This window comes from Streptomyces sp. NPDC059788, assembly GCF_042732265.1.
Taxonomy (GTDB): domain Bacteria; phylum Actinomycetota; class Actinomycetes; order Streptomycetales; family Streptomycetaceae; genus Streptomyces.
Window position 1 is genome coordinate 87,408 of record NZ_JBHWHY010000042.1, and the last position, 8,905, is coordinate 96,312.

The following is an 8,905-nucleotide window of genomic DNA, read 5'->3' on the forward strand; positions in this document are numbered from 1 at the left end:
GCGCGGCCGGGGCCCGGGTTTCCCTCTCGGACGTGTGGCATTGCCCGCCCGAACCCACCCGCATCGGCCGATCGGGCGCTGACCTGGGACGTTTACCCGTAGCGGAAACCGGCTTTACCGTGATTTTCACGGCGAATCAGTGGGAGGGGGAGGGGGCCGAGGGGTGCTTTCCGGGAGAGGGAGGGGGAAGGGGGCGAGGGGCGGTCTTCGGGAGGGTGGCTGCGGCCCAGTGCGTGATCCCTGGCGTGCTTCATCGCGTGATCTCTGGCGTGCTCCCTTGCACGATCCCTTGGGTGATCCTCTGCGGGCCGGTCCGCGGCCGGTCCGTGGCCGGTCCGCGACCCGTCCGCGAACCGGTGTCGATCATTCCGGTTCGGTGCTCCCGTATCCGTATTCTCGGAGGCATGACCTGGTCGCGAGCGCTGAAGAAGACCGCCCGCTCCGGGCTGACGATCGAGAAGGCCAAGCTCACGCCGCTCATCGCGATCCGCGGCTCGGTCGGCGTCGCCGTCGTCATCGGCCTGTGCCTCTACCTCGGCAACCCGGCCCTCGCGGTCTCGTCGGCCTTCGGCGCGTTCGCCGCCGGTATCGCCACCTTCCAGCGCAGCTGGCGCCCGCGTCCCGTCCTGGCCCTCGCCGTCGCGGGCGGCCTCTCGGTCTCCACCTTCCTCGGCTACCTGGCCGCCGCGCACATCGTCGGCTTCCTGGTCCTGCTCTCCCTGTGGACGTTCCTGGCGGGCCTGGCCTGGTCGGTCGGCCCGGTCTCCGGGCTGGTCGGCACGCAGACCGTCGCGGTCATGCTCGTCACCGTCACCCTGCCGACCTCCGTTCTCGGCGCGCTGGAGCACGCGGCGATCATCGCGTTCGGCGGGTTCGTGCAGGCCGCGCTCATCGTGCTCTTCCCCGTACGGCCCTGGGGTGTGCAGCGGGACGCGCTCGCCGACGCGCTGGCCGCCGAGGCGGACTACGCGCGCCGGCTGCGGCACGACCCGGTCGCGCCCTTCGACCCGCAGCCGCTGATGGACGCGCGCCTCGCCTCCGCGGTGACCCCGCGTCAGGCCAAGCGGCGGCCGGTGCAGCTGCACGGCCCACGGGCGCTGGCCGAGCAGGTCAGACCGGTACTGGCCTCGCTCGCCGATCCGGTCGTCGGCGCGCCGATGGAGGGGCCCGAACGGGACCGGGCGCGCGAACTGCTCGGCGCGGCCGCCACCGTACTGGACGCCGTCGCGACGGCCATCCGGCGCAACAAACCCGTACGGCTGCCGCCCGAGGCGATGGCCACCCTCGAAATGCCCCAGGACGGCGAGGGGCCTCGGCTGACCGGCGCGGCCCGCCGTTCCGCGCTGCGGCTGATCTCGCTGCTCGCGGACGCCGTCGAGTTCACCGACGAACCCGTCCAGGCCACCCGGCCCACCACCGAGGCGGAGCGCGGGCACCTGCTGCGTCCGAGCGTGCCGAAGCTGGTGCCGGTGGCGCTGCGCGCCGTACGCCGGGAGATCCGCTGGTCCTCGCACATCTTCCGGCACGCGCTGCGCGTCAGCGCGGTGGCGGCGGCCGGCTACCTCATCGGCCAGGCCCTGCCCTTCGGTCACGGCTACTGGGCGCCGCTGGCCTCGGTGATGGTGATGCGGCCCGACTTCGGGCAGACGTACTCGCGCGGCGTCGCGCGGTTCATCGGCACCCTGGTCGGGGTCGCGGTGGGTGGCACGATCATGGGCCTGACCCACCCGAACCTGTACGTCAGCGCGGCGCTGGCCGTCGTGTGCGTACTGGCGATGTACCTGCTCATGCGTACGGGGGTCTCGGTGACCTCGGCGTGCGTCGCCGCGTACGTCGTCTTCCTGCTCGGCATCGCGGGCGCGGGCTGGGAACAGACCGTCCAGGAACGCATCGTCCTCACCCTCCTCGGCGGACTGCTGGCGATGCTGTCCTACGCCCTCTTCCCCGCCTGGGAGACCCCGCGGCTGCGCGAACGGCTGGCCCAGTGGGTGGAGGCCAACGGCAGATACGCCATCGCCGTGTTCGACACCTACGCGCGGCCCGCCGACCGCCGCCCCCGCCAGGTGCGCGAAGCCCTCCTGGACGCCCGCGCGGCCCGCGCCGCCTGGGAGGAGAGCGAAGCGCGCGCCGAGAAGGAGCCGGTGCGCCACCGCGGGCTGTCGCTGAGCGCGGCGGCGTCGGCACAGTCCGCGCTGTCCACGATGGGCCGGGTGACGATGATTCTGGAAGCGCACCTTCCGGACAAGAACGCGGAACCTTCACCCGATGCCGAAGCGTTCACGGAGGAGTTGCGCGGCTCGCTGCCGCGCGCGGTCGAGGCCGTACGGGAGCGGCGCGACCTGGACTGGAGCGCGCTGCGCGCCCTGTGGGAGGAGTGGTCGGCCCGCTCCGAGAGCCGCACCGTCGCGCTGCGCGGCGCCGAACTGCTCCTGGACGCGCTGGACGATCTGGCCGAGGCGCTGTCGCGCGGGCCCGGCGGCAGGAACCGGGCGGCTCGCGGAGTCGGGGACACGGGAGCGACGAAGAAGGTGCGGGAGCGCGACGGGGCGCAGGCGTCGCGGAGCTCGTCCTCGTAGGGGTGGGGCGGGGGCGAGGGGCGAGAGTCGACCCGGACGCCCCGACGTGAACGTGCCCGCCCGGACGTCCCGTCCCGGACGTCCCGACTTGGACGTGCCGAGCCGGAGGCGTGCCCAGCCGGAGCGCCCCGAGCCGGAGCGCCCCGAGCCGGAGTGCGCCCAGCCGGAGCGCGCCGAGCCGGAACCATTCGGCACCGCCTGTAGTCTTGATAATTGCCCGCAAATGGCGCCATTGGCGAGCTTGCCGAGCTCGGTGGGCTTCGCTTGCCGACCGGCTCAGCGAGCCACTCGCGCCGCCCGGGGCGCGATGTTCGAGGGCCCTGTGCGCGGGGCCCTGTCGTCCAGTCGAGAGAGAGCAAGCGAACCTCCCATGGCGTCCAGCACTTCGTCCGGTACGTACGACATAGGCATCGACCTGGGCACTGCCAACACCCTGGTCTACTCACGTGGCAAGGGTGTGGTCCTGAACGAGCCGTCCGTCGTCGCCGTCAACGCGTCGGGCGAGGTGATCGCCGTCGGCTCGGAGGCCAAGCGCACCATCGGCCGCACCCCGTCCGGCATCACCGCGATGCGCCCCCTCCAGGAGGGCGTGATCGCCGACTTCGACGCGGCCGAGCAGATGCTGCGCGCCCTGATGAAGAAGGCGCTCCCCAGCCGCCGCTTCTCCAAGCCGCGGGTCGTCATCTGTGTGCCCTCCGGCATCACCGGTGTCGAGCGGCGGGCGGTCATCGACTCGGCGCGCAGCGCCGGGGCCCGCGAGGTGCACCTGATCGAGGAACCGATGGCGGCGGCGATCGGCGCCGGTCTGCCGGTGGCCGAGCCGGTCGGCTGCATGGTGGTGGACATCGGCGGCGGCACGACCGAGGTGGCCGTCGTCTCGATGGGCGGCATCGTCACCGCCCAGTCGGTACGGGTCGCGGGCGACGCGCTGGACGCGGCGATCATCTCGTACGTCAAGAAGAAGCACTCGCTGGCGATCGGCGAGCGCACCGCCGAAGACATCAAGATCGCTATCGGCTCCGCGGCCTGGACGCCGGTCGACGTGGACGAGGAAGGCGAGCCCGAGCGCCGCACGTCCTACACCGTCCGCGGCCGCGACCACGTCAGCGGGCTGCCGCGCATCCAGGAGATCACCGAGGAGGAGATCCGGTCGGCGCTGGCCGAACCGGTCGACGCGATCGTCGGGGCCGTGCACCGCACGCTCGACGAGTGCCCGCCCGAACTCTCCGGGGACATCATCGAGCGCGGCATAGCGCTCACCGGCGGCGGAGCGCTGCTGCGCGGCCTGAGCCAGCGGCTGCGCCAGGAGATGGGCGTGCCGGTGGTGGTCGCCGACGACCCGCTGGACTGCGTGGTCAACGGTACGGGCCGGTGCGTCGACGAATTCGCCACGTTGCAGGGCCTGTTGGCCGGGGCGATGGAGCAGCCGCGGAGGGCTGTGCGGCTCTGACGCGCGCGGGGTGTCGCCGGGGTGCCGGTGGGGCGGCGCCGGCTTCCCGTCCGTACCTCGCCGAATGCGCCGACGTGCGGCAACCCCCGGAACGGGTGAAGATGATTGCGCCGGCTGCGCGGCCGGTGGTGGTGAGCAACCTTGATCACCCTGGAAGGAACGGTCATGCCGAACCGTGTGGCGCTCATGATCGAATCGGGTCCGCTCCCGCCGGGCACGGGGGCGCGGGGGCCGGAGGGGGCGGCGGGGCTGCCGACGGGCCGCCCGGCAACCAGGCTCTCCCCCGGAGGCTGGTCCCCACCTCCGGCGAACGCGTACGCATCCGCATCCGTATCCGTGCCCGTTCCCGCGCACGCTTCCGCATCCGTGCCCCCGTACGGAGAAGTGCCCGCCTCCGGATGCGAAAGCTGACTGCGGTGCTGAGCGCGAAGGCCCTCCAGCCGGCCGAATGGGTGCGGACGGGGGCCGTAGCGCCGCGCCGCTGGGCCGTCGCCCCCGGCCGGCCGATCGCGGTGGACGGTGAGTACACCGTGGCGACCGGCGGCGAGCGGAAGGGCCCGCCGGCCAAGGGGCCCAAGCCGTACATCGCGGTCGTCCTCATGGAGTCGCCGGGCCGGGGCGGCAGCGATCCGTTGTACGAGGAGAGTGTGGTCCTCGTATACGCGACGGACGACGCGGACGCCCGGTGCCGGGCCGAGCGGCGCGCCCGTTCGCGGGAGGCCGGCTGCCACGGCTCCCTCGATGACCGGGGCGAGACGGTTGCCTGGTGCTTCAAGCGCGTGGTGGACGTGAGCGCGGCGCTGGACGAGGACCTGACACAGGACGCCGATCTCTACGCGCGGCAGTTCCGCGACTACGCCGCCTACGAGCGCTTCGAACCGCTGCTGTCGGGCGAGGAACTCTGACCGCTCGTTCCCTGACTGTTCGTTCCCTGACTGTTCGTTCCCTGACCGTTCGCTCCCTGACCGTTCGCTCCCTGTCCGCCTTCGGATCGCTTTCGGGCCGTCCTCTGCCCGGTTTCTGTCCGGTTTCCGTCCGGTCTCCGTCCGGTCTCTGTCTGTCCTTGCCTGCCCGCCCGCGTCCGTCTCGCGCGCTCGCTCTGCTCACCGGCCGCCGGCCGGCCGCCGACCGTTCGGCTCGCGAATCGGCTCCCCTGGACGGCCGTCCCCCACCCTCAACCCCCGCCCCACCAGCAACGACGGAGTGGCTCGATCCACTTGTCGGTGGCGAGTGATGACCTGGCGTCAGTCCTTGATCAAAGGCGGTTATGCTACTACCGGCCCAGTGTATGAAGGCAGTTACCGCAGGTGACCTCTGTGGCGGCGCCGAACGGGGAGCTGGGGCCCGCTAGACGTCCTGTGATCTGTCGATGTTTTGAGGGTTTTAGGGTGCAGATGGTTCGAGAAGGATCGTCGCCCGAGGGGCCGCGTCCTGGCTCGGTTCTCGCGTGGATATTGCCCGCCGCGGCGACCGCCGTGGCCGCGGCCGTCGCCACGGCGATGGTCCCTGCGCAGGCGAGTACGCCGGTGGTGTGGATCGGTGCGGTCGCCACCGTGGCGGTGGCGCTGGTCACCGGCGAGGTCACGCGCCGCGGTCAGGCGCTGACCGCGCTCCGTGAGCGGGCCGCGGCGCAGCAGGCCGCGTTGGACCGGCAGGAGGCCGAGACCGTCCGGCTGGCCGAGGAGCTGCTGCCCGAGGTGGTGGCCCGGCTGGGGCGTGGCGAGTTCCCCGAGGACGTGCACGCGGCGATCACCGAGCAGGTGGCGCGGCAGGCGCAGGAGTCGGGGCTGACGCCGGAGTTCACCGCGGCGCACCAGGCCGTACTGCGCTCCGTCCTCGACGCCGTCGTCGCCGAGGAGGACCTGCGCGAGTCCGCGCAGCGCGCGTTCGTGAACATCGCCCGCCGTGTGCAGGCGATCGTCCACCAACAGGCGCAGGAACTGCGGGACATGGAGGACCGGCACGGTCAGTCCCCGGAGGTCTTCGGTGATCTGCTGCGGCTGGACCACGGTACGGCGCTGATCGGGCGTCTCGCCGACTCCATCGCCGTACTCGGCGGCGCACGGCCGGGCCGTCAGTGGAGCCGCGCGATCCCGCTGTTCAGCGTGTTGCGTGGCGCGATGTCGCGGATCATCGACTACCAGCGTGTCGAGCTGCACTCCGTGTCGGAGGTCGCGGTCGTCGGCACCGCCGTCGAGCCGCTGATCCACGCGCTGGCCGAGCTGCTCGACAACGCCACCCGTTACTCCCCGCCGCAGACCCGGGTGCACCTGACCGCCGTGGAGGTGCAGTCCGGTATCGCCGTGGAGATCGAGGACGGCGGCGTCAGCATGAGCGAGGAGGCCCGTAAGCGGGCCGAGCGGATGCTCCAGCAGGCGCAGCAGGGCATCGACGTCAACGACCTGGGCGAGACGCCGCGGCTGGGCCTGGCGGTGGTCGGCCGGCTGGCGCAGGTGTACAACTTCCAGGTTTCGCTGCGGCCTTCCGCGTACGGCGGTGTGCGCGCGGTGCTGATCGTGCCCCAGGACCTGATCACCACCGCCGCCGCGACCGGCCGCGCGCACGGCATCGGCGCGTCCTCGGGACCGCGCACGGCCCGTACGGAGCGCCGTCAGCTGAACGGGACCCCGCGGTCCGCCGGCCCCCGGCATGCCGCGGCGGCTCCGCCCGCGCGGCCCGCTCCGGCCCCGGCGGCTCCGGCGGCTCCGGTGGCACCGCCCGCTCCCGCGGCCCCCGCGCCCTCCGCCACGCCAGTGCCCCCGCAGTTCCGGGACGACGTCCGGGAGGAGACCCAGGATGACCTCCCTCTCGTGACCGAGCGGACCACCAACGGCCTGCCGCAGCGGCGCCGCAAGTCCCGCGCCACCGCGCCCATGCCTCCCGCGGCTCCCGGCGCCCCCGCGCCTTCCGCCGCGATGCCCCCCGCCGCGGGTGCGGACGACGCCGCTCCGGTGCAGCCGGGTATGTGGCTCGCCGCGTTCCAGAGCGGCCTGTCCGGCGACAGCCCGTCGGGCACGTCGGCCCAGTCGAGCAGGGCGGCTCAGCAGGACGCGTCGGCTCAACACGGCGCGTCGGCTCAGCAGGGCGCTACGCCCCGGCCGAGATCGGACGGTGAGCCGGGGCAGGGCCAGTACGGTCAGCCGCACCAGCCGGGTGGAACCGTCGGCGGGCCCGGACCGGCCACCGACTGGACCGGCCACCCGGACCCCGCCTCCGGTACGGGGACTTCAGTCAGTGCCGCAAGTGCAGCCAGTGAGAAGAGTGACGAGTCGTCGGAAAAGAGTGAGTAGCCATGATTCAGCACCGGCCCAACATGGACTGGATGCTCAAGGATCTCGCGGAGAGCGTTCCGCAGACCCGTCACGTGGTCGTGCTGTCCTCGGACGGCCTGCGCATGGCCCAGTACGGTACGGACACCGATACCGCCGACCGACTGGCGGCGGCCTGTGCCGGACTGCAGAGTCTGGCGGGCGCGGTGTCCGCGGAGTTCCCGCACAGCGACGGCCGGATGCGCATGGTCGTGATCGAACTGGACGGTGGCTTCTTCTACTTGATGGCGGCGGGCGCCGGCGCTTACCTGGCCGTCCTGGCCGATGAGGGTGTGGACGCCGGGCTGATAGGGCAGCGGATGCGGGACCTCGTGGCCCGTATCGGCGAGCACCTCAGCAGCCCACCACGCCACGACGGACAGGACGCATGAGCGAGGGCGGCGAGCGGATCGGCAGGCTGCGCGGGCCGCGCGCGGGTACGGCGGGGCGAAGCGGGGACACGGCATGAGCGGAGCGGACCAGGACTGGGAGGATCAGAGCCCCGAGCGGCTCTACGTGATCACCGGTGGGCGCAGCGGCGCCTCCGGCCACACCACCTCCCTCGACCTGGTCACGCTGATCGTGGCGAAAACCGGGCCGAAGCCGGGGATGCAGCCGGAGCAGGCGTCGATCGTACGGCTGTGCCATTCGCCGCTGTCCGTGGCGGAACTCTCCGCCTACATGCAGTTGCCGGTCAGTGTGGTCACCGTTCTGCTCGGTGACCTCCTGGCCGGCGGCCGGGTGGTGGCACGCGCGCCCGTGCCTCCCGCCCAACTTCCCGACCGTGCCCTTATTGAGGCGGTGATCCATGGACTTCAAAAGCTCTGAAACGCTCGTCGAGCGCCCCGCCCAGGGGCCGCGGAGCGAGGACGAACTGCCCGAGACGGCGGCCGCCGCGGTCAAGGTGGTGATCGTGGGCGGTTTCGGGGTCGGCAAGACGACCCTGGTGGGCGCGGTGAGCGAGATCCGCCCGCTGACCACTGAAGAAACGATGACGCAGGCCGGTGTCGGCGTGGACGACATCGTCGGTGTCGAGCGCAAGACCTCGACGACCGTGGCGATGGACTTCGGCCGCATCAGCCTCAACGACGAACTGGTGCTGTACCTGTTCGGTACGCCGGGGCAGCAACGTTTCTGGTTCCTGTGGAACGGGCTGTTCGACGGCGCGCTCGGCGCGGTGGTCCTCATCGACACCCGTCGCCTGGAGGTCAGCTTCGACGTCATCGGGCGCCTGGAGGAGCGCGGCGTCCCCTTCGTCGTCGCGGTCAACTCCTTCCCGGACGCACCGGTCCACCCGGTCGAGGAGATCCGGGGCGCCCTCGACCTGCCTCCCGAGGTGCCGATCATCGACTGCGACGCGCGGCTGCGCACCTCCAGCCGTGACGTGCTGATGACGCTGATGCGTTACCTGCACTCCCTCGCCGCAGGCTGACCGGCCCCGGGCCGCGGCCCCCGGCACGCCACCCACGGTCTGCCGCCCGCCTGCCGCCCGTCCGTCGCACCATCGCCGCGCGCCGCCCGGTGACCGCCGTGAAAACCGGCGGGGCCCGGGCGGCGGCGTGGTGACCGGG

At 72.4% G+C, this 8,905-nt stretch carries 7 protein-coding genes; all 7 read left to right on the plus strand.

The features are described 5' to 3' along the window. Positions 1–404 precede the first annotated feature (404 nt). The 7 genes from ACFV57_RS31445 (at position 405) to ACFV57_RS31475 (ending at position 8,766) form a co-directional block, all read left to right on the plus strand. Positions 405–2,576, plus strand: a complete 2,172-nt coding sequence (locus ACFV57_RS31445) for an FUSC family protein (RefSeq protein ID WP_385239162.1) — start codon at positions 405–407, stop codon at positions 2,574–2,576. A gap of 370 nt (positions 2,577–2,946) precedes the next feature. Then, on the plus strand, positions 2,947–4,026 hold the full coding sequence (locus tag ACFV57_RS31450; protein WP_385239164.1) for a rod shape-determining protein: 1,080 nt from the start codon (positions 2,947–2,949) through the stop codon (positions 4,024–4,026). Between the two features lie 398 nt (positions 4,027–4,424). Further along, a complete protein-coding gene (locus ACFV57_RS31455; RefSeq protein ID WP_385239166.1) occupies positions 4,425–4,931 on the plus strand; it encodes a DUF4288 domain-containing protein in 507 nt (168 codons plus the stop codon). A gap of 489 nt (positions 4,932–5,420) precedes the next feature. After that, positions 5,421–7,316 (plus strand): sensor histidine kinase, encoded by a 1,896-nt coding sequence (locus tag ACFV57_RS31460; protein ID WP_385239185.1) that lies wholly within the window; start codon positions 5,421–5,423, stop codon positions 7,314–7,316. A gap of 2 nt (positions 7,317–7,318) precedes the next feature. Beyond that, positions 7,319–7,726 carry a roadblock/LC7 domain-containing protein gene (locus ACFV57_RS31465; RefSeq protein WP_360122739.1) on the plus strand — a complete coding sequence of 136 codons (408 nt, stop codon included), beginning with the start codon at positions 7,319–7,321 and terminating at the stop codon, positions 7,724–7,726. 73 nt (positions 7,727–7,799) lie between these two features. Further along, positions 7,800–8,162, plus strand: a complete 363-nt coding sequence (locus ACFV57_RS31470; RefSeq protein ID WP_385239169.1) for a DUF742 domain-containing protein — start codon at positions 7,800–7,802, stop codon at positions 8,160–8,162. Continuing rightward, complete coding sequence (locus ACFV57_RS31475; protein ID WP_385239171.1) at positions 8,143–8,766, plus strand: ATP/GTP-binding protein; 624 nt, start codon at positions 8,143–8,145, stop codon at positions 8,764–8,766. The genes ACFV57_RS31470 and ACFV57_RS31475 overlap by 20 nt, the downstream gene beginning before the upstream one ends. Positions 8,767–8,905 lie beyond the last annotated feature (139 nt).

Excerpts from the sequence above, each read along its gene's own strand:
- ACFV57_RS31460 (WP_385239185.1), top strand. The coding sequence starts at position 5,421 with ATGGTTCGAGAAGGATCGTCGCCCGAGGGGCCGCGTCCTGGCTCGGTT.
- ACFV57_RS31445 (WP_385239162.1), top strand. The coding sequence starts at position 405 with ATGACCTGGTCGCGAGCGCTGAAGAAGACCGCCCGCTCCGGGCTGACG.
- ACFV57_RS31465 (WP_360122739.1), top strand. The coding sequence starts at position 7,319 with ATGATTCAGCACCGGCCCAACATGGACTGGATGCTCAAGGATCTCGCG.
- ACFV57_RS31470 (WP_385239169.1), top strand. The coding sequence starts at position 7,800 with ATGAGCGGAGCGGACCAGGACTGGGAGGATCAGAGCCCCGAGCGGCTC.
- ACFV57_RS31475 (WP_385239171.1), top strand. The coding sequence starts at position 8,143 with ATGGACTTCAAAAGCTCTGAAACGCTCGTCGAGCGCCCCGCCCAGGGG.
- ACFV57_RS31455 (WP_385239166.1), top strand. The coding sequence starts at position 4,425 with ATGCGAAAGCTGACTGCGGTGCTGAGCGCGAAGGCCCTCCAGCCGGCC.
- ACFV57_RS31450 (WP_385239164.1), top strand. The coding sequence starts at position 2,947 with ATGGCGTCCAGCACTTCGTCCGGTACGTACGACATAGGCATCGACCTG.